Here is a 19,520-nt window from a genome sequence, read left to right as displayed (position 1 = left end):
ATTTCTTGCCCGAAAGCAGAGAATCATTGTCGATTGTCATCAACGAGTGCCCACACAGATTGATATAGGTTTAAATTGTTAAAGAGCGTTGCTTCTAGGCTTTCCCTTGAAGCGGACGTGCATTCTAGCGATTTAAAGTGAAGAGTCAAATACTTTTTCATTTTAATTTCGAAAGGCTTTTTCAAGCTGCTCGTCTTACTGATTTATCTGCAAAGCCTTGTGGGCTCTGCCGTGTCAGTGGGGCGCATTATAGAGAGATGAATCACATTGGCAACCCCTTTTCGCACTTTTTTCGAATTTATTTTCTTTTCGAACAAAATTGCTGCAACAAGGGGTAAAAAGACATGTTTTGTTTACATTTCTTTAATAGATTGAGCGTATTTAGTTACTTTATCCCAGTTTGTATATTCAATTTCTTTACTTGAGTCTGTTTCACCTCCAGTCATTTTCATAATGAGTTGAATCATAACTCTATCAATGAACTTGTACTGGGGATAACGCAGAGCACCGGCGAATACTCCTTGTAGTTTTGGCGTCCAAGGAGACTTTTTCAAAAAAGTACGCATATATACACTCCCCTCAGGTGTGTCTTTACCTTGGTCTTCTTTACGAGCAGTAAGGTTTACGCAGAAAAAAGCCACTTTATATGTATTTAATGCTTCTAGATTTTTTTCTATAAAGCGGTAAAGGTTTTTGCTCAAATGCCCATAACGGATAGAAGCCCCAATTACGACTTTCTCGTATGCGGAAAAATCCACGTCTCCATTTTCGTTTAAATTTTGCAGTTCACACTCGTAGTCTGACAATTCATTCTGTATATATTGGCAAATTTTTACAGTCTGACCGTCTGTTGTTGCATACAAAAAAAGTACTTTTTTCACTGACCCTCCCTTAACTACGCCAGAAAGTAGGCGTGAATAGAATTAATAGAGTAAATATTTCCAATCGACCAAACAACATGGACACAACTAAAACCCATTTTGCTTTGTCGTTTACATCACCATAATGCAGAGCAACATCTCCTAAGCCTGGGCCAAGGTTATTCAATGTAGATGCTACCGCTGAAAATGCACTAAGTTCATCAATCCCTGTTGCAATGAGAGCTAGCATGCAGATCACAAAAACCAAAGCATAAGCAGAGAAGAAACCCCATACCGCATCGACTACGCGTTGTGGTAACGCACTATCGCCAAGCTTAATGGTAAATACAGCCCTAGGATGGATAAGTCGTTTTATTTCACGAGAACCTTGTAATGTCAGCAACAAAATACGAATGACTTTCATGCCCCCACCAGTGGAACCTGCGCATCCTCCAATAAAAGACGAGAATAATAGCAACACAGGAAGAAATAGAGGCCACTCAGCAAAGCCAGTCGTGGTAAACCCGGCGGTAGTTGAAATAGAAACGGTCTGAAACAACGCTTGATCAAATGCGTCATATATAGAGATATAAGACTGATGCATCAATAATAGGATAAAGCAGACAAAAAATAGTATCGCCTGAATAAAGAAGAATGCCCTGAATTCAGGATCTTTAATATAATATTTGGGGTGCACACCACCAGACGAGAAAGCGGCAAAGTGCAATGAAAAATTACACCCAGAAATAAGAAGAAACACCACCGTAATCATATTTATTGCGTGGCTATCGAAATACCCCATACTCGCATCATGAGTAGAAAAACCACCAATTGCTATAGTTGAAAAACTATGACATATAGCATCAAAGCCACTCATTCCCGCAAGCCAGAAAGCCCCAGCACAAGCGAGCGTTAAACTAAGATAAATATACCAAAGGGCTTTCGCTGTTTCGGCAATTCTGGGCGTCATTTTACTGTCTTTAACTGGTCCCGGAATTTCAGCTCTATATAGCTGCATTCCACCGATACCTAAAACCGGAAGTATCGCTACGGCTAATACAATGATTCCCATACCACCGAACCATTGTAAAAACTGCCGATAGAACAATATCGCTTTGGGTAAATCATCTAAACCGACAATCACTGTCGCACCGGTGGTAGTTAAAGCAGAGAAAGATTCGAAAAACGCATCTGTCACTGAAATAGCGGGATCTTCAGAAATAAGGAAAGGCAGCGCACCTGCACTACCAATAACTGTCCAGAACAGCACAACAATAAGAAAGCCATCGCGAGCTTTCAGGTCTTTTTTATGCCTCCGGTTGGGAAACCAGCATAAAGTGCCGCAAAATAACAAAACAAAAAAAGTACTGACAAATGGGACACCCGCACCATCCCGATAGACCAAAGCAACAAATGCTGGCGCTAGCATAGATACACTAAATAAGGCTAGTAATAAGCCAACGATGCGGATAATCGAACGAAATTGCATATTTGCATTATGAAGCTGAGCTTCTAACTTCCTAGTTGTCTTTTATTTAGGTGACAGTCTCTTGAGAAATAAGAATTCTTGCACCACTTTTGTTGACGACATTGAGAGTAAAATCGGAAACGAACCGCACTTCTATCTCTATGGTCATCTCTATTTGTTCCAAAAATTCCGTGTTCAAAGCCGACGCTTCATATTGCGCCATTATATTTTTCATAAGCGGCATAAACGAGTAGTCTAACCTTAGTTGCAATTGAGTGGTGATTTTTTTCTCTAGAGTTTGAACTAGTTTAAGCGCTTGTTGCACTCCACCACCATAAGCTTTAACTAATCCACCCGTACCTAGCTTTATTCCACCAGAATATCGAGTAACAACAGCAACCATCTCTCCAACACCAGAACCACTAAGTTGCGCTAAGATTGGTTTACCTGCTGTACCTGATGGCTCTCCGTCGTCACTAAAGCCCCACATCATTGAATCTTCAGGCCTACCAGCCACAAACGCCCAACAGTTATGCCGAGCACTAGAGTGCTTTTTCTTAACTGAATCAATAAAGTCTTTAGCGACTTCTGCTGTTGGTGCATGGGCTAGTTGAGTAATAAAAAGGCTTTTTTAATCTCTTCTTCAAACTCAACTGGCTTAGCTAGTATTCGATATGGTTGTTCGTTCATCTTAACTTTTCTAACGTACTAATTTATCTAGTCTATCACGATAAAATCCCACATATACCAGAAAACCGACATCACAAATGTTAAACGCTTGTTTGAATTTTGTTGATATTTTGATTTCTCTGGTTCAAAATCAATCATCTGGTCAAACCAGAATTTTACCAAACAGAGTGAAAACAATTAAAAAATGGACTCTTGATAGCAATCACATATTGCTTTTTTACGGAGAAAGATAATGATTTACCAAGCCACGACCCTACAGGTAAAAGAACTAAAAGATGGTATAGCCGAATTGAGTTTTTGTGCACCAGCTTCAGTAAACAAACTTGATTTAGCGACACTTGAGTCTCTAGATCAAGCACTTGATGTACTTAAAAACCATACTAGCCTTACCGGATTAATCCTTAGCTCTGACAAAGATACGTTTATTGTTGGTGCAGATATAACTGAATTTTTAGGCCTATTTGCTAAACCCGAAAAAGAACTAGACCAATGGATTAAGTTTGCCAACGATATTTTCAATAAATTAGAAGATTTGCCAGTCCCTACTTTATCAATGATTAAAGGATATGCTCTAGGTGGTGGTTGTGAATGTGTATTAGCGACAGATTTTCGTATCGGTGATAAAACAACAAGCATCGGCTTACCTGAAACGCAGCTAGGTATTATGCCGGGTTTTGGTGGTTCTGTTCGGATGCCTAGATTAGTTGGCGCAGATACGGCAATGGAGCTTATTACCACAGGCAAACCAAAACGTGCTGACGAAGCTCTAAAATTAGGGTTACTCGATGCTGTCGTTGATACCGATACACTACTAGAATCAGCAATCAACACTATTACGCAAGCTAAAAATGAGCAACTTGACTGGCAAGTTCGTCGTAAGCAAAAAACATCCGCATTAACGCTAAGTAAGCTCGAAGCCACAATGAGCTTCACTATGGCCAAAGGTCTGGTCATGCAAAAAGCGGGGCCGCATTATCCAGCTCCAATTACGGCTGTCATAGCGATTGAGGAAGCGGCGACATGTAACCGAAATGCCGCCCTAGATATTGAACGTAAACACTTTATAAAACTAGCAAAATCAGAAGAAGCCAAATCTTTAGTTGGGCTGTTTTTAAATGACCAACACATAAAGGGACTTGCTAAAAAAGCGGCGAAATCAGCAAATAAAAAAACAGAAAGAGCCGCGGTGCTTGGTGCCGGGATTATGGGTGGTGGTATTGCTTACCAATCAGCGCTCAAGGGCGTTCCTGTAATGATGAAAGATATCGCTCAAGCTTCACTTGATTTAGGTATGACAGAAGCATCTAAACTATTAAACAAACAGTTGTCACGTGGCCGTATTGACGGCTTCAAAATGACAGGCATTCTTGCTTCAATTACTCCTAGTCTTCATTACGCAGGTATTGAGCAATCAGATATTGTTGTTGAAGCTGTTGTTGAAAATCCAAAGATTAAAGCTTTTGTACTCAGTGAAGTAGAACAACATGTATCTGAAGATAGCGTTATCGCTTCGAATACTTCCACCATTCCAATCAACTTACTCGCCAAATCACTACAACGTCCAGAAAATTTCTGTGGTATGCACTTTTTCAACCCAGTACATCGGATGCCGCTTGTGGAAATCATTCGTGGTGAGAAAACATCGGAAGAGACCATTAACCGCGTTGTTGCTTATGCTGCAAAAATGGGTAAGTCACCAATTGTTGTTAATGATTGTCCTGGTTTTTTTGTAAACCGCGTTCTTTTTCCATACTTCGGTGGATTTAGCTCACTGCTATGCGATGGAGCCGATTTTACCAAAGTCGACAAAGTGATGGAGAAGAAATTTGGATGGCCAATGGGCCCTGCTTATCTTTTGGATGTAGTGGGCATCGATACGGCTCACCACGCACAAGAAGTAATGGCAAAAGGCTTTCCTGAGAGAATGGCAAAACAAGGAAAAGACGCTATTGGAGCGCTTTTTGAAGCAAACAAATTCGGTCAAAAAAATGGTAACGGCTTCTACTCGTACTCTGTGGACAAAAAAGGTAGACCCAAAAAGTCATTTTCAGAAGATGTATTACCGCTTCTTGAACCAGTATGTGCAAACACACAAGCTTTTGATGATGAAACCATTATTCAAAGAATGATGATTCCTATGATTAACGAAGTTGTTCTCTGCTTAGAGGAAGGCATTATCGCTTCTCCACAAGAAGCTGATATGGCCTTGGTATACGGATTAGGATTCCCTCCTTTTAGAGGTGGAGTGTTCCGCTATCTAGACAGTATGGGTGTGAAAAACTACGTAGAAATGGCCGCAAAATACAAAACGCTAGGGCCACTCTATCAAGTGCCGCAAATGCTACTAGATATGGCTGAAAATAATGACGTTTTCTATCAAGCTCAGCAAACTGGCTCTCTTTAATCACTTTTGGAAAAGGAATCTCACAATGAATAATGTAGTTATTGTTGATTGTCTTCGTACACCTATGGGCCGCTCCAAAGGTGGTGCGTTTCGCAACGTTAGAGCCGAAGATCTCTCTGCACACTTAATGAAAGGCATTTTGGCTCGCAACCCTAAGGTCGACCCAAATCAAATAGAAGACATCTATTGGGGCTGTGTACAACAAACTCTAGAGCAAGGATTTAACGTAGCACGTAATGCTGCTCTACTGGCTGACTTACCTAAACAAATTGGTGCGGTAACCGTAAACCGCTTGTGCGGTTCATCGATGCAGGCTTTGCATGATGCTTCTCGCGCAATTATGGTGGGAGATGCTGACATCTGCTTAATCGGTGGTGTAGAGCATATGGGTCATGTACCAATGAATCACGGTGTCGACTTTCACCCGGGGTTATCTAAAAATGTTGCAAAGGCTGCTGGAATGATGGGTTTAACAGCTGAAATGTTGGGGAAGATGCATGGCATTAGCCGTCAACAACAAGACGAATTTGCAGCAAGGTCTCATGCGAGAGCTCAAGCGGCTACTGTTGAAGGTCGTTTTAACAATGAAATTTTACCCACTGAAGGACATGCTGCTGATGGCTCTTTGATTCAGTTAGATTTCGATGAAGTTATCCGTCCAGAAACAACAGTAGAAGGACTATCACAGCTTAGACCTGTCTTCGATCCAGTTAACGGTACAGTCACAGCAGGGACCTCTTCGGCATTATCAGATGGTGCATCTGCAATGCTTGTCATGAGTGAACAGAAAGCCAAAGAACTTGGTGTTCCAATCCGTGCGCGTATCCGTTCAATGGCTGTTTCTGGATGTGATCCCTCAATTATGGGATACGGCCCAGTACCAGCGACACAAAAAGCATTAAAACGTGCAGGTCTTTCTGTGCAAGACCTCGGCGTTATTGAGCTAAATGAAGCCTTCGCTGCCCAGTCCCTACCTTGCGTAAAAGACCTTGGATTAACTGATGTTGTCGATGAGAAAATCAATCTAAATGGAGGTGCAATAGCGCTAGGTCATCCATTGGGCTGCTCTGGTTCTCGTATATCTACAACTCTAATTAACCTCATGGAAGCGCAAGATGCTCAGTTTGGATTAGCAACGATGTGTATCGGCTTAGGACAAGGCATCGCTACCGTTTTTGAACGAGTGGATTAACAAAAAGTTAAAATGTTAATTTTGAATACCAAAATAAGGGCAGCTATTCGCTGCTCTTATTTTTACCATTTTAAAGACAGTAGAATATAACCACCAAATTAATCACAGAGTCCACCAAACCAACAACTATGCATAATGCGCATGAATAGAATGATAATGTTTCATTTTCTTCATACGATGGATAGATCTATAATCCATGCCATACTTTTAGATTCGATTTTGATGACTTTCTGCCAACTCTTATGGAGATAACCATGTTCAATGCTTTAGTTCTAAACCAAGAAGATAAACGCACACTCGCTGCTGTTGAGCAGATCGATGAAACACAACTCCCTGAAGGTGACGTTTTAATTGCTGTTGATTACACATCTTTAAACTATAAAGATGGTTTAGCTATTACAGGTAAAGGCAAAATAATCCGTAACTTCCCAATGGTTCCAGGTATTGACTTGGCTGGTAAAGTTCTTAGCTCTGACGATTCTCGATACCAAGAGGGTGATGAGGTTGTTCTTACTGGATGGGGCGTTGGTGAAAATCATTGGGGTGGTATGGCTGAAAAAGCCAAATTAAAAGCTGATTGGCTCGTCCCGCTACCAAAAGGACTGGATAGCAAACAGGCAATGATGGTTGGAACGGCTGGATTCACAGCAATGCTTTGTGTCCAAGCTCTCATCGACGCTGGTGTAAAACCGGAAGATGGTGAAATTCTCGTTACAGGCGCAAGCGGCGGTGTTGGTTCTGTTTCTGTAACATTGCTTTCTCAACTAGGTTATAAAGTTGCCGCAGTTACTGGTCGTGTTGAAAAAAATGGTCCACTTCTAGAAAAATTAGGTGCTAGTCGAATTATCGACCGTGTTGAATTTGAAGAACCAGCAAGAGCATTAGAAAAACAAATCTGGGCAGGTGCCGTTGATACAGTCGGAAGCAAGGTTCTTGCAAAAGTATTAGCACAAATGGACTATAACAGCGCGGTTGCGGCTTGTGGTCTAGCCGGTGGCTTTGATTTACCAACAACGGTAATGCCATTTATCTTACGTAACGTTCGCCTTCAAGGTGTTGACTCTGTATCTTGCCCTCTAGAGAAAAGAAATGCAGCATGGGAAAAACTAACTGAATTGCTACCTGAAAGCTACTTTGACCAAGCGTGTACCGAAATCACACTAGATAAGGCACCAAAATATGCAGAAGACATTACTAATGGCCAAGTAACTGGTCGTGTCGTAATTAAATTATAACTCTGTCTATATACTATATTAATAGCGAGCATAGATGAACGAAGCCCATTGGTTTCATTCATCTAACTCAGTAACCCTAAATCTTCTACACGCTTTGATATCAACTTACCGCACTCTTCTTTTAAAAGGTTTCTTAACCACTCCTGAGCAAATGAATGCTCGCACCTAGGGTGCCAAATCATAGAATAATCAAAAGGGGTAAATTCAAACGGCAACGGTTTAATTATCAAGTTGTGTGTTTCTGCCACCAAATAAGCCAGATCTGCCGGAACCGTAATAATTAACGGGACAGTATCTATTATTGCTAGAGCCGCTTCCAAATGGTAAGCACGTATCACTGTTTTTCGTTCAGCTTGACCTTGCAAAGCTTTATCAATCAATTCATTAACACCATCACTTATTGCAACCATCGCGTGAGGGTATGAAAGATAATCATTAAGAGTCAGTTCCGAATTAGCCAAAGGATGAGATTTTGAAAGCATACAAAACACGCCTACTTTGCCAAGAACCTCACTATGTAATAACTCAATAGAACTGATTGGTCGACAAATAGCTAAATCAGCCCCTTGCGTGGTAAGTTGATACATTAGTTGATCGTGCTGTAAAGGTAAGAAGTTAAGCGATACGTTAGGCGCTTCTTTGTATATACGTGGCAGTGCAAAAGGTAAAATTGTTTGCATCGCATAATCTGTCGTGGCTATCGTAAAAATCTGAGTACAACTTTTCGGATTAAACTCTTTTTCTGATAGGAGAGAGCGCAATGATTCGAGTGGGTCCCCGAGCGCATTATCTATTTCTAACGCTTTTTCAGTTGGAAGCAACTTATGACCCTGCCGAGTAAATAAGGGATCATTTAACATTTCTCTCAAACGACCTAATACACGACTCATCGCAGATTGACTCAAATTAAGCCTAAGCGCTGCTTTACTAACACTTCTCTCCTCAATAAGAACCCTTAGTGCTACCAGCAAATTCAAATCACGTCGATAAATATCTTCTAATTCCAAAGCACACTTCTCTTTTCAGTCAATCCAGAATCATATACTACTGGAAAGGAAATTTTTCTTCAGGCAAAAAAATCCCGCCTTTCAGCGGGGAAGCCCAAGAAAAATTGGAATAGTGCTAGAACATAACTGGAATTATGTTGCGCATTTGTTAATTAAATGTAGCTAACTTTTTTACATTTGCCAAGCTTTTATTGAAAAAATTTTTTCCAGCAGTATTATCAGCATTCAGATTTTATAGAGAGCGTAGTAATGACAATCGATAACGCCATAGCAAACAAGACTCTTGAAGCGGAAGGATTAAGGTGTCCAGAGCCCGTAATGATGGTCAGGAAGACAATGAGAAATATGCAAGATGGTGAAATTTTGTTGATAACAGCAGATGACCCATCAACAACCAGAGATATACCAAGTTTTTGTCGCTTTATGGATCATCAACTTCTTTCTGCTAAAACAGAAACAATACCCTACGAATACCTAATTAAAAAAGGGCTCAAATAGCCCCATATCTAGACAAGAACCAGACTCACAATATGTTATTCACGTTGAAAAATAGTCATTTCAACGTGAGAACAGTAATAAATATCAATAAAACCAAACTTTCTTCCCTACGTTCGATAAATAAACAACATTTGATCTACTCCCGTAGGTAATATATCGCTATACTTTAACGTTATTTTTCACTTAAACAGACAGAAGATCGCGCGAACCTGACTATGCAAAAATACGATATCAAAACCTTTCAAGGTATGATCCTCGCGCTGCAGGATTATTGGGCTACACAAGGTTGTACTATTGTTCAACCTCTAGACATGGAAGTGGGTGCAGGTACTTCTCACCCTATGACGTGCTTAAGAGCCCTTGGCCCAGAGCCAATTGCTACCGCTTATGTTCAACCATCACGACGCCCAACAGATGGTCGCTATGGTGAAAACCCGAACCGTCTACAGCATTATTATCAATTCCAAGTTATCATCAAACCATCTCCTGATAACATTCAAGAGCTATACCTTGGCTCTCTTGAAGTGCTGGGTATTGACCCACTCGTTCATGATATCCGTTTTGTTGAAGATAACTGGGAAAACCCAACTTTAGGTGCATGGGGCTTAGGCTGGGAAGTTTGGCTTAACGGCATGGAAGTCACTCAATTTACTTACTTCCAACAAGTTGGTGGTCTCGAGTGTAAACCAGTAACAGGTGAAATCACTTACGGCATAGAACGCCTAGCTATGTATATTCAGGGTGTTGATTCTGTTTATGACTTAGTTTGGTCTGACGGTCCTCTTGGAAAAACAACTTACGGTGATATCTTCCACCAAAATGAAGTTGAACAGTCGACGTATAACTTCGAACACGCTGATGTTGATTTCTTATTTACATTTTTTGACCAATGCGAAAAAGAGTGTAAAGAGCTTCTGGAATTAGAAACACCTCTATCTCTTCCTGCTTATGAGCGCATTTTAAAAGCTGGACACGCCTTTAACTTGCTTGACGCTCGTAAAGCTATCTCCGTGACTGAACGTCAACGTTATATCCTTCGTATTCGCGACTTAACCAAGTCTGTAGCTGAAGCATATTACGCCTCTCGTGAAGCTTTAGGCTTTCCGATGTGTAAGAAAAAGGATGAGGAGAAGTAGTCATGGCTAAGAATTTTCTAATTGAATTAGGTACTGAAGAGCTACCACCAACACAATTGCGTACGCTTGCTGAAGCCTTTGCTAGCAATTTTGAATCTGAGTTAAAAAGTGCATCGCTTACTCATCAAGGTGTAAAGTGGTACGCTTCACCTCGTAGACTCGCACTTAAAGTAAGTGACCTTGCAGAAGGGCAAGCCGACAAAGTAGTAGAAAAACGTGGCCCAGCTATCTCTGTTGCTTTTGATGCGGATGGAAACCCAACTAAAGCTGCTCAAGGTTGGGCTCGTGGTAATGGTATTACTGCAGAGCAAGCAGACCGATTAAAAACAGATAAAGGCGAATGGCTTCTTTTTAAACAAGAAGTTAAAGGTCAACCAGCACAAGAGTTAGTTGTCGATCTAGCCGCAAAAGCTCTGGCAAATTTACCTATTGCTAAGCCAATGCGTTGGGGTGATAAAGAAACTCAATTTATACGTCCAGTTAAGACGCTAACTATTCTACTTGGTGACGAGCTCATCCAAGGCGAAATTCTTGGTGTCGCATCTAGTCGTATAATCCGCGGGCACCGCTTTATGGGTGAAGCTGAATTTACATTAGATAACGCAGACCAATACCCTGCCATTCTCGAAGAACGCGGCAAAGTAATGGTAGATTACGAAGCACGTAAAGCTATCATCCTTGCTGATTCTCAAAAGGCAGCACAAGCTGTAGGCGGGATTGCAGACTTAGAGGATGACTTAGTTGAAGAAGTAACCTCTCTTGTTGAATGGCCTGTCGTACTGACAGCGTCTTTTGAAGAAGAGTTTCTTAACGTTCCTTCAGAAGCCTTAGTTTACACAATGAAAGGCGACCAGAAGTATTTCCCTGTTTATGATGAAAACAAAAATCTTCTTCCTAAGTTTATCTTTGTTTCTAACATCGAATCTAAAGATCCTCGCCAAGTAATCGAAGGTAATGAAAAAGTGGTTCGTCCACGCCTTGCTGATGCTGAGTTTTTCTTTAATACCGACCGCAAACGACCTCTTATCGATCGTCTACCAGAACTGGAAACCGCTATATTCCAGAAACAGCTTGGAACGATTAAAGATAAAACCGACCGTATTACGGTATTAGCCGGCTATATTGCAAAGCTAATTGGTGCTGACGTTGAAAAATCAACTCGAGCTGCGCTACTTGCTAAATGTGATCTCATGACTTCTATGGTATTTGAGTTTACAGATACTCAAGGCGTTATGGGCATGCATTATGCTCGCCACGATGGTGAAGCTGAAGAAGTTGCTGTCGCACTAAACGAACAGTATATGCCTAGGTTTGCTGGCGATGAGTTACCTAGTTCAGGTATATCTTCTGCCGTTTCTATGGCAGATAAGATCGATACTATCGTCGGTATTTTTGGTATTGGTAAAGCACCAAAAGGCAGTGACCCATTCGCTCTACGTCGTGCATCTTTAGGTGTGCTACGCATCATTGTTGAAAATGGCTACAACCTAGATTTAGTTGAGTTAATCGCAGAATCAAAAGCGTCATTTGGCGATAAACTAACGAACGACAATGTAGAACATGATGTCATCGAGTTTATGCTTGGTCGTTTCCGTGCTTGGTATCAAGATGAAGGCTTTAGCGTCGACGTAATCCAAGCCGTTCTAGCTCGCCGACCAACAAAACCGACCGATTTTGACCAACGTGTTAAGGCCGTTTCTCACTTCCGTAATTTAGATGCAGCTGAATCTTTAGCAGCAGCAAATAAACGTGTAGGTAATATCTTAGCTAAATTTAATGGCGAATTATCTGAAGAAATCGACCTTTCTCTGCTTAAAGAAGACGCTGAAATAACACTTGCTCAAAATGTAGAAGTAATGGCGGAAGCACTTGAACCTGCTTATGCTACGGGCGATTATCAAGGTGCATTAAGCAAGTTAGCGGATCTACGCGAACCAGTGGATACGTTTTTCGATTCGGTCATGGTTATGGCAGAAGATGAAGCACTCAAGAAGAACCGTTTAACGCTGCTAAACAAGCTGCGTAACCTCTTCCTGCAAATCGCCGATATCTCACTCTTGCAAAAATAACGGGGTAATCCCTTGAACCTAAAGCCCCGTTCAAACAACGGGGCTTTTTTTACGTAAACGATCAGAACTAAAACCGTCAGGAAATCCTAGTATGCAATTTTCTAAGTTTGGTGAAAAATTTAATCGACATTCCGGAATAACTCAGTTGATGGGAGACCTCAATGAAGGTCTCCGCACCCCTGGAGCCATCATGCTCGGAGGAGGAAACCCTGCCGCCATCCCGGCGATGCTCGATTATTTTCATCAAGCCAGTAGCGACATGCTAGCCAGTGGCAAGCTTGTCGAAGCAATGGCGAACTACGATGGTCCTCAAGGTAAAGACGCTTTTGTTAAAGCTTTAGCAAAGCTACTGAGTGATACCTACGGCTGGCCAATCACTGAAAAAAATATCAGTTTAACCAATGGTAGCCAAAGTGCCTTTTTTTACTTATTCAACCTTTTAGCCGGTACACAACCAGATGGGACCGAAAAAAATATTGCTTCCACTCGCACCTGAATATATCGGATATGGTGACTCTGGACTTAGCGATGATATTTTTGTCTCCTTTCGACCAGAAATAGCAGAACTCGATAATGGTATGTTTAAATATCATGTCGATTTTGAAAAACTAGAAATCGATGATTCTGTTGCCGCTATCTGTGCTTCTCGTCCAACTAACCCAACAGGTAACGTACTTACTGATACCGAAATTGAGAAGTTAGATGAATTGGCTCGAAAGAACAATATTCCACTGATAATAGACAATGCGTATGGGACCCCATTTCCCAACATCATCTTTGAAGAAGTAAAACCGTTTTGGAATCAAAATACGATTCTGTGTATGAGTTTATCTAAACTCGGGTTACCAGGAGTTCGGTGTGGCATCGTAATCGCTAATGAAGAAGTCACTCAGGCGATTACAAATATAAATGGAATTGTAAGCCTAGCACCTAGCGGGATGGGACCAGCGATTGGTACTCATATGATAGAGTCCGGTGATTTATTGCAATTAAGTCAGATGATTATCAAACCGTTCTATCAACAAAAAGCCAAGCATGCGATTGAACTGCTAAAAGAATCGATAACAGATCCTCGATTCAAAATACACAAGCCTGAAGGCGCTATCTTTTTATGGCTTTGGTTTGATGAGTTGCCTATCACCTCAAAAGAACTTTATGCACGACTTAAAAAACGTGGAGTATTGATTATTCCAGGAGAGTACTTCTTCTTTGGACAAGACTGCACTGACTGGGAGCATACTCGGCAATGTATACGTATGAATTACGTACAAAATGAACAAAGCATGCGAGATGGTATTAAGATCATTGCTGAAGAAGTATTGAAAGCTTATCAGGAGTAACCGCCCTTCCCTCCCTATTTGCACATTCCAAAAGTGGTACTGAGTTACCACTTTTTTGTATCTAAATTTTCATCTCCTCTTACTTATCATACATTGGTCACATAATAGACAATAAAATCAAAACCGTGATCAATATAATAGATTTACGCCAATGTTACCGATAACATTCATGGTGTTCCCGGTAACATATAAAACTAATAGTGCCGAAACACCTAATTTGATGAAAGGACTTACCCTATGAAACACACAATAAAGACCCTGACGATGGCTGTTACAACGGCTCTATTATCAACATCGGCACTTGCTGCGGATTTTAATTTTAAATTCCAATCCAGTGACCCGTCAGGAGATAAAAACTTCCAAGTACAGAAAGAATGGACCGAACGCGTTACGCTAATGTCTGGTGGAAGAATAGAAATTGATCTTTTACCTGTCGGTGCTGTGGTCAAACACACTGAAACTCTAGACTCTATAAAAATGGGGGTATTAGACGGTCATATCACTGCAACAGGTTATTTCTCTGGTAAAGATCCCGCTTTTGGGCTTATCGGAAACATGGTTGGTGCTTGGTCAGATACTCGTCAACTTCTTGAGTACATAAACTATGGTGGTGGGTATGAGCTCATGACCGAACTTTACGCTCCATATGGTATTAAATATATTGGTGGCTCAACGACTGGGGTTGAATCATTTGTTTCTAAAAAACCAATAGATGGTGTTGCAGATCTTAAAGGGCTGAAGCTTCGTGCGCCTGAGGGTCTAGTTCAACAAGTATTTGCAGCCGCAGGCGCTTCACCAGTAAACCTTCCTGGCTCTGAAGTTTTTACTGGGTTAAGTAAAGGTGTTATTGATGCGGCCGACTACACTGTATTCTCAACAAATCAGAAAGCAGGTATGAATGATATTGCACCTCACCCTGTTCAACCTGGTTTCCACTCACTGCCAACTATCGATATATCAATGAGTCAAAAGAAATGGGACAAACTGCCAGCAGATTTACAGGCAATAATGACTGTTTCAGTACGTGACTTTGCTCAAGATATCACAACGCAACTTAGAATAGCCGATCAGGCTGCTGTAAAAGAAGCCCAAGCTAACCCAGATATCACAATACATGATTGGCCCGCGGCTGAGCGTAAAAAATTCCGTCAAATAGCAATGGGTGAATGGGAAAAATACTCAGAGCAATCTCCAAATGCGAAAAAAGTTTACAGCTCGATTACCGCTTACCTAAAAGAATCAGGGCTTCTATAAGTTGTCTACCTTAGGGAGGAGGATCTCCTCTTCCCTACCTTCCTTGGATTGGTCGTTATGAAACTTGCAAAACCTATCTCCTCTTCACCAGAAGAGATGCCAAAAAATAAACTGGATAAGCTCATTGCGAAAACCAGTGAACTATTGAGTCTATTTTTTGTATTCACCGTTGCTATCTCATTTTATGAGGTTCTCAGTCGCTATATTTTTAATTCTCCTACTATATGGGTGCATGAAACAGCTTCCTTCCTAGGTGGGACTCTTTTCACCATCGGCGGCATATACGCATTAGCAACAGATAAGCATGTTCGAGTAGTTCTTATTTATGACGTCGTCTCTCAGAGAACTCGCCACTACTTAAACATTTTCCATCATTTGGCGGGTCTTCTTTTTCTGGATTGTTAGTTTTTGCTGCTTATCAGATGGTCGAAAGTGCATGGTTTACGCCTTGGGGTGACGTACACCTTGAAACCTCGGGAACAGCTTGGAACCCTCCTTTTCCAGCATTACTTAAAGGCATTATTCTTCTCACGGTTTGCTTAATGTTTATACAATTCGTTTTACACCTTATCAGCGAAATTCAAGATTTGAGGAAAGAAAAAGATGTTTGATTTATCTTCTATAGGCATCGCTTATGGCAGTCTCTTGATGCTTGCACTGATGATAGGGTTGCTGTTAACAGGAATGCAGCTAGCATTTGTCACTGGTTTAGTTGCGTTAGTATTTACCTTAGGTTGGTTTGGAGTCGACGCTTTACCTCTTATCACTAGTCGAATATTTAGTTTTGTTAGTGGATACGTATTTTTAGCGGTTCCAATGTTTGTTCTCATGGCCGCACTTTTAGACCGTTCTGGTATCGCTCAAGATTTATTTGATGCGATGAAAAGCGTTGGACGCAAAGTGCGTGGTGGTGTCGCGGTACAAACTTTAGTTGTGGCCGTTATTCTTGCCTCAATGTCAGGGGTTATCGGTGGTGAAACGGTACTACTCGGTATTCTCGCTCTGCCACAAATGCTCAGACTAGGCTATGACAGAAAACTAGCGATAGGAACGACCTGTGCTGGTGGTGCGTTAGGTACCATGTTACCTCCTAGTATCGTTCTTATTATTTACGGGCTATCAGCCTCAGTTTCTATTGGTGACTTGTTTAAAGCTGCATTCTTACCCGCTTTTATCCTTGCTATGTTTTACGTTGCATACGTACTTATACGATGCAAACTAAACCCTGCTCTAGCGCCATTACCAACCGAAGCTGAGTTAGCAGAAGACGCGAAAAACAAACCAAGTTACTTTAAAGCACTTTTTTCCATTACTATCCGTTGCCACCGTACTAGGCAGTATCTATACCGGTGTCGCATCGGTGACAGAAGCATCAGCACTAGGTGTTGTTGGCATCGCTGTCAGCGCTGCAATTCGAGGTGAACTAAACGCATCCATGCTAAAAGAATCTGCTATTGCCACTATGCGCACTTGTGGAATGATCATGTGGATTGGTATCGGTGCATCGGCGCTCGTTGGTGTATATAACCTAATGGGTGGTATCGACTTCGTAGAACAAACCATTCTAACGCTCAGTGGTGGTGATGCGATGGCCACACTAATCATTATGATGGTCATATTATTCGTGCTTGGCATGTTCTTGGATTGGGTAGGCGTAGCACTACTCACCATGCCTATATTTGTGCCAATTATTATTGGACTCGATATGGATCCAGTCTGGTTTGGTGTGGTTTTCTGCCTAAATATGCAAGTAGCCTTCCTATCTCCCCCATTTGGTCCGGCTGCATTCTACTTAAAGTCTGTAGCACCAAAAGATATTAGCCTGGGTGAAATATTTACAGCTTTACTACCCTTTATCGCCTTGCAGATTACCGTTTTATGCCTAGTGATTGCATTCCCACAACTCGCACTTTGGTGGCAATAAATCACCACCAAACCCAATATTTGAGTAAGCATTATGACAAAAAAATATGTAGTAATGGGAGTTTCTGGCTGCGGTAAATCCTCTATAGGAGAGGCGCTCGCGACTAAGCTAGGTATTGCCTTTTATGATGGTGATGACTTCCACCCCCAAATAAACGTTGAAAAAATGCTAAATGGCATCCCTTTAACCGATGATGATCGCCAATCTTGGTTAGAAACTTTAAATTCCATCATAGTAAACGAACCAGCATTAGTGGTCGCTTGTTCTGCTTTAAAACCTGAATATCGAGACATCTTGAGGAAAAACTGCCCACAGTTACAGTTCATCTATTTAAAAGGGAAATTCGACACCATATGGCAACGACATAAAATGCGGCAAGGTCACTATTTTAAAGGCTCTGCAATGCTAGAAAGTCAGTTCAATACATTAATTGAGCCTAACAGATTAGAAGCTATGCATGTAGATATAGATAAAACACCAGAGGAAATTATTGAGCAGATTCTAACAAATATTGCTCAGTAAATTTCCACGACATACTTGTTAGTTATTGCATCTTTGGTAAAAAATAATGACGATTAACTCTGTAATTTTTGAAGTAAAACAAAACATTAAAAAACGTAGTTTTGAAACAAGATCACGCTACCTTTACACGATAGAAAATCAGGCAAAAAAAGGGAAAATACGAGGAAAGTTAGCGTGTGGAAATTTAGCTCACACTGTTGCAGCTTCTACCAATGAAGAAAAGCACTCTATTCTAGATTTTACAAAGGTAAATTTAGCAATCGTAACGTCTTATAACGATATGGTGAGTGCTCACACTCCCTATTTGGAATATCCCAACATAATTAAAAAATCATTATCTTTGCTAGGAAATACGGCGCAAGTTGCTGGTGGTGTTCCCGCGATGTGTGACGGTATTACTCAAGGAAATGATGGGATGGAGTTATCTCTTTTTTCTAGAGATCTCATAGCACAATCCACCGCTATTTCTTTAAGCCACAATACTTTTGATGGTACGCTTTTACTTGGTGTGTGTGACAAAATAGCCCCCGGACAGCTCATCGGTGCTTTAGCTTTTGGGCATTTACCTTGTGCTTTTGTACCAACAGGCCCTATGCCTACGGGAGTTAGCAATTCGGAAAAAGTATCCACAAGACAAAAATTCGTTGCGGGAGAGCTAGATAAAACCGCACTACAAGATATGGAATGCAAAGCCTACCATTCGTCCGGGACCTGCACTTTTTATGGTACAGCAAATACAAACCAACTCGTAATGGAGGCTATGGGATTGATGCTTCCAGGCTCTGCATTCGTTCCTCCAGAGTCGCCACTAAGAGATAAACTAACCGAAAAAATTTCAACTCATATTGCCACCTCTAGCACTATTCAATACGGTAAAAAAGCATTGGCAAAAGTAGTCGACGAAAAATCCGTTGTAAATGGGTTAGTTGCATTGCTTGCATCAGGAGGCAGCACAAACCACACCATTCATCTAGTCGCTACTGCACGCGCAGCAGGTTGGATAGTTACATGGGACGACATCAATACTCTTTCTCAAGTAGTGCCACTTCTCGTTAATATGTACCCCAATGGCAATGCTGATATTAATGCCTTCCATCAAGCCGGAGGGGTCCCTTGTTTAATGAATATTTTGAATCAAAGAGATCTGATTTTCATGGACGCTAACCCTGTTTACGGATCTATGTTGGACTACTTAACCTCCCCGTATTTGGATAGCGATAACCAGCTTTGTTTCTCTAAATCTTCTCTTAGTAAAGATGAAAAAATTATAGCTTCTCATTCTACTAGCTTTAGTACACAAGGTGGACTAAAGGTCTTATCGGGTAATTTAGGTCGTGGAATTATGAAAGTAAGTGCGGTGGACTTTACCGATCAAATAATTACAGCCCCAGCAACCGTGTTTAACTCACAACATGATGTAGTAAAGGCCTATCAACAGGGGTTATTTAAAGAAGATACCGTCATTGTTGTTAGAAATAATGGTCCAGCCGCAAATGGAATGCCAGAGCTGCATAAGTTAATGCCAATAATGGGTAATCTTATGAAACGAGGCTTAAAAGTAGCATTGCTCACAGATGGTCGCCTTTCTGGAGCGTCAGGCAAGGTACCCGCCGTCATTCACATAACACCTGAAGCGAAAAGAGGAGGTCTAATTTCTAAACTAGTGAATGGTGACTTAGTAGAAATCAATGGACAAACCGGTCTCGTCAACGTACTTGCCGATATTAACCATCGGGTTCCAGAACCTTTTGATAACGAACACGAATTATTTGGTAGTGGCAGAGAGTTGTTTAATTTGTACAGACAAAACATCTCCAGCGCTGAAGAAGGCGCAAGCATTTTTTATTAAGGAAAACATGAACTTGTAAATTTCACCAAAAGAAGTATTTTCTGTTTCCCCACAGTGCCTGTAATGGTAATA

General features: G+C 41.2%; 12 protein-coding genes and 4 pseudogenes. 12 read left to right on the top strand and 4 right to left on the bottom strand.

All coding sequences use genetic code 11. The features are described from left to right. Positions 1 to 353 precede the first annotated feature (353 nt). The 3 genes and pseudogenes from hemG to PGX00_RS02310 form a co-directional block, all read right to left on the bottom strand. Positions 354 to 881, bottom strand: coding sequence for a menaquinone-dependent protoporphyrinogen IX dehydrogenase (gene hemG / locus PGX00_RS02320; protein WP_272132533.1), 528 nt, complete (start codon positions 879 to 881; stop codon positions 354 to 356). A gap of 10 nt (positions 882 to 891) precedes the next feature. After that, complete coding sequence (locus PGX00_RS02315) at positions 892 to 2,349, bottom strand: TrkH family potassium uptake protein (protein WP_272132532.1); 1,458 nt, start codon at positions 2,347 to 2,349, stop codon at positions 892 to 894. Positions 2,350 to 2,395: 46 nt separating this feature from the next. Then, positions 2,396 to 3,018 (bottom strand): annotated as a pseudogene (locus tag PGX00_RS02310) (YigZ family protein). Positions 3,019 to 3,250: 232 nt separating this feature from the next. On the opposite strand from PGX00_RS02310, the gene fadB reads away from it, so the two are divergent. The 3 genes from fadB (at position 3,251) to acuI (ending at position 7,849) form a co-directional block, all read left to right on the top strand. Then, complete coding sequence (fadB, locus tag PGX00_RS02305; RefSeq protein ID WP_272132531.1) at positions 3,251 to 5,422, top strand: fatty acid oxidation complex subunit alpha FadB; 2,172 nt, start codon at positions 3,251 to 3,253, stop codon at positions 5,420 to 5,422. A 25-nt stretch (positions 5,423 to 5,447) separates the two neighbouring features. Then, positions 5,448 to 6,614 (top strand): acetyl-CoA C-acyltransferase FadA, encoded by a 1,167-nt coding sequence (fadA, locus tag PGX00_RS02300; RefSeq protein ID WP_272132530.1) that lies wholly within the window; start codon positions 5,448 to 5,450, stop codon positions 6,612 to 6,614. A gap of 254 nt (positions 6,615 to 6,868) precedes the next feature. Beyond that, positions 6,869 to 7,849 carry an acrylyl-CoA reductase (NADPH) gene (gene acuI, locus PGX00_RS02295; RefSeq protein ID WP_272132529.1) on the top strand — a complete coding sequence of 327 codons (981 nt, stop codon included), beginning with the start codon at positions 6,869 to 6,871 and terminating at the stop codon, positions 7,847 to 7,849. Between the two features lie 62 nt (positions 7,850 to 7,911). Here the strand turns inward: acuI and PGX00_RS02290 are convergent, their stop codons facing one another. Continuing rightward, a complete protein-coding gene (locus PGX00_RS02290) occupies positions 7,912 to 8,856 on the bottom strand; it encodes a LysR family transcriptional regulator (RefSeq protein ID WP_272132528.1) in 945 nt (314 codons plus the stop codon). 249 nt (positions 8,857 to 9,105) lie between these two features. Between PGX00_RS02290 and tusA the strand changes: the two genes are divergently transcribed. The 9 genes and pseudogenes from tusA (at position 9,106) to edd (ending at position 19,448) form a co-directional block, all read left to right on the top strand. Next, a complete protein-coding gene (tusA, locus tag PGX00_RS02285; RefSeq protein WP_272132527.1) occupies positions 9,106 to 9,354 on the top strand; it encodes a sulfurtransferase TusA in 249 nt (82 codons plus the stop codon). 215 nt (positions 9,355 to 9,569) lie between these two features. Then, on the top strand, positions 9,570 to 10,490 hold the full coding sequence (gene glyQ / locus PGX00_RS02280; RefSeq protein ID WP_272132526.1) for a glycine--tRNA ligase subunit alpha: 921 nt from the start codon (positions 9,570 to 9,572) through the stop codon (positions 10,488 to 10,490). 2 nt (positions 10,491 to 10,492) lie between these two features. Further along, a complete protein-coding gene (gene glyS, locus PGX00_RS02275; protein ID WP_272132525.1) occupies positions 10,493 to 12,559 on the top strand; it encodes a glycine--tRNA ligase subunit beta in 2,067 nt (688 codons plus the stop codon). A 91-nt stretch (positions 12,560 to 12,650) separates the two neighbouring features. Continuing rightward, positions 12,651 to 13,899: pseudogene (locus tag PGX00_RS02270) on the top strand (valine--pyruvate transaminase). A 237-nt stretch (positions 13,900 to 14,136) separates the two neighbouring features. Beyond that, positions 14,137 to 15,153: a TRAP transporter substrate-binding protein gene (locus PGX00_RS02265; protein ID WP_272132524.1), complete on the top strand. Its 1,017-nt coding sequence runs from the start codon at positions 14,137 to 14,139 to the stop codon at positions 15,151 to 15,153. Between the two features lie 57 nt (positions 15,154 to 15,210). Continuing rightward, positions 15,211 to 15,764: pseudogene (locus PGX00_RS02260) on the top strand (TRAP transporter small permease subunit). Further along, a pseudogene (locus PGX00_RS02255) lies at positions 15,757 to 17,077 on the top strand (TRAP transporter large permease). The pseudogenes PGX00_RS02260 and PGX00_RS02255 overlap by 8 nt, the downstream one beginning before the upstream one ends. Before the next feature lie 30 nt (positions 17,078 to 17,107). After that, complete coding sequence (locus tag PGX00_RS02250) at positions 17,108 to 17,599, top strand: gluconokinase (protein WP_272137893.1); 492 nt, start codon at positions 17,108 to 17,110, stop codon at positions 17,597 to 17,599. A 46-nt stretch (positions 17,600 to 17,645) separates the two neighbouring features. After that, on the top strand, positions 17,646 to 19,448 hold the full coding sequence (gene edd, locus PGX00_RS02245; RefSeq protein ID WP_272132523.1) for a phosphogluconate dehydratase: 1,803 nt from the start codon (positions 17,646 to 17,648) through the stop codon (positions 19,446 to 19,448). Positions 19,449 to 19,520: the final 72 nt, after the last annotated feature.

Source organism: Vibrio algarum, from assembly GCF_028204155.1.
Taxonomy (GTDB): domain Bacteria; phylum Pseudomonadota; class Gammaproteobacteria; order Enterobacterales; family Vibrionaceae; genus Vibrio; species Vibrio algarum.
Note: the sequence above shows the minus strand (reverse complement) of the source record. Positions and strands in the feature narration are given on the sequence as shown.

What these genes read in the sequence shown, in the direction of transcription:
- PGX00_RS02315 (WP_272132532.1), bottom strand. Translation starts at nt 2,349, where the DNA reads ATGCAATTTCGTTCGATTATCCGCATCGTTGGCTTATTACTAGCCTTA.
- fadB (WP_272132531.1), top strand. Translation starts at nt 3,251, where the DNA reads ATGATTTACCAAGCCACGACCCTACAGGTAAAAGAACTAAAAGATGGT.
- fadA (WP_272132530.1), top strand. Translation starts at nt 5,448, where the DNA reads ATGAATAATGTAGTTATTGTTGATTGTCTTCGTACACCTATGGGCCGC.
- acuI (WP_272132529.1), top strand. Translation starts at nt 6,869, where the DNA reads ATGTTCAATGCTTTAGTTCTAAACCAAGAAGATAAACGCACACTCGCT.
- tusA (WP_272132527.1), top strand. Translation starts at nt 9,106, where the DNA reads ATGACAATCGATAACGCCATAGCAAACAAGACTCTTGAAGCGGAAGGA.
- glyQ (WP_272132526.1), top strand. Translation starts at nt 9,570, where the DNA reads ATGCAAAAATACGATATCAAAACCTTTCAAGGTATGATCCTCGCGCTG.
- glyS (WP_272132525.1), top strand. Translation starts at nt 10,493, where the DNA reads ATGGCTAAGAATTTTCTAATTGAATTAGGTACTGAAGAGCTACCACCA.
- PGX00_RS02265 (WP_272132524.1), top strand. Translation starts at nt 14,137, where the DNA reads ATGAAACACACAATAAAGACCCTGACGATGGCTGTTACAACGGCTCTA.
- edd (WP_272132523.1), top strand. Translation starts at nt 17,646, where the DNA reads ATGACGATTAACTCTGTAATTTTTGAAGTAAAACAAAACATTAAAAAA.